This is a genomic window from Ruminiclostridium papyrosolvens C7 (assembly GCF_000421965.1).
GTDB classification, from domain to species: Bacteria; Bacillota; Clostridia; order Acetivibrionales; family DSM-1351; genus Ruminiclostridium; species Ruminiclostridium papyrosolvens_A.
In genome coordinates this window covers 1-1,538 of the sequence record NZ_ATAY01000040.1, presented here as the reverse complement: position 1 = coordinate 1,538, position 1,538 = coordinate 1, and the positions used below count along the sequence as shown (strand labels likewise).

Here is a 1,538-nt window from a genome sequence, read left to right as displayed (position 1 = left end):
TGTACCGACCCCCAAAAGTTAGACCTAAAAATCTAACGATTGGAGGTCGGTATTTTTATGACTAAATATAGCTATGAATTTAAGAAAGAAGTAGTTTTAGCTTATCTTAATGGCGAAGGTGGGCAAAGTTACTTGATGAAAAAGTATGGCATTTCTGCTAAAAAGAGATTACAGGAATGGATTTCATCTTACGAGCAATTTGGAGATGAGGGGTTAATGCGTTCTCGAAAACAAGAAAATTATTCCTTAGAATATAAGCTTTATGTGGTAGAATTGTATCTAACAAGCGAACTTTCATATCAGGAATTAGCTATACAAGAGAAATTCAGAAATCCAAACTTAATTACTAAATGGGTCAATGACTTTCGTATTGCTGGTCCTGAGGCTTTACGGCCAAAGAAGAAGGGACGGAAGAAAACATTGAATACCCCTAGTAAAAAAACACATATTCAGCCTGCAGAAGTTACTCCTATAGATACAAGTGATGAACATATTAAAGAACTTGAGGATGAACTTCTCAAGTTAAGAATAGAGAATTCATATTTAAAAGAACTGAGGAGACTGCGTTTAGAGGAGGAAGCTCTTCTGAAAAAACAGCGAGAATCGTCCACAGCCTCCGAGGAGAGTTCAAATTAAAAGACATTCTCGCAGTTGTTGGCTTTCCTAAAGCCACATATATGTACTGGCAAAAAAGATTTGCCAGAGAAAATCCAAATCAGGAACTTGAAGACAAGATTTTAGAAATTCATGAAGCTAATAAAGACTATGGATACCGTCGAATGTATGGGGAACTTCACAATCAAGGTCTTATTGTCAATAAAAAGAAAGTTCAACGCATTATGCAGAAACTAAATCTTCAGGTTACTTCTTTTACTAGAAAAAGTCGTAAGTATAGTTCTTACAAAGGTAAAGTCGGAACAGTTGCTCGGAATAGAATTAGAAGACGCTTTAATACTCATATCCCACATCAGAAGGTTACAACTGATACTACTGAGTTTAAATACTATGCGGTGGATCCAAAGGGACACATGACAATGCGTAAGCTATTCCTAGATCCATTTATGGATATGTGCAATGGCGAAATACTAAGCTATGGGATAGACAAGCATCCATCTGCTATCAATGTAATGAATGCTTTAGATAAAGCAATTGAGATAACATCTGACTGTCCATACCGAAGAACTTTTCATTCTGATCAAGGGTGGGCTTACCAGATGAAAGCATACTCAAATCGTCTAAAAAAAGAACGAATCTTCCAGAGTATGTCTCGTAAAGGTAACTGTCACGATAATTCTGTGATGGAGAATTTCTTTGGTCTATTGAAGCAAGAAATCTATTATGGCGTTGTTTATTACAGTTATGAAGAATTGAAATCTGAGATTGAAAGATACATAAAGTATTATAATGAACAAAGAATCAAAGAAAAACTAGGCTGGATGAGTCCTGTGCAATACAGGCTCAACCTCCTGGCTTCATAAAAATATCAAGATAGCCAAAGCTACCTTGATAAAAAAGTCTAACTTTTAGGGGTCACCTCA

The 1,538-nt window shown here is 36.0% G+C and carries 1 protein-coding gene; it reads left to right on the top strand.

Annotated elements, in window-relative coordinates; translation table 11 throughout:
- Positions 1-57: 57 nt before the first annotated feature.
- A protein-coding gene (locus L323_RS40820; protein WP_242835295.1) for an IS3 family transposase occupies positions 58-1,478 on the top strand; the annotation gives its coding sequence in 2 pieces (ribosomal slippage) (positions 58-544 and positions 544-1,478; 1,422 coding nt in all).
- Positions 1,479-1,538: the final 60 nt, after the last annotated feature.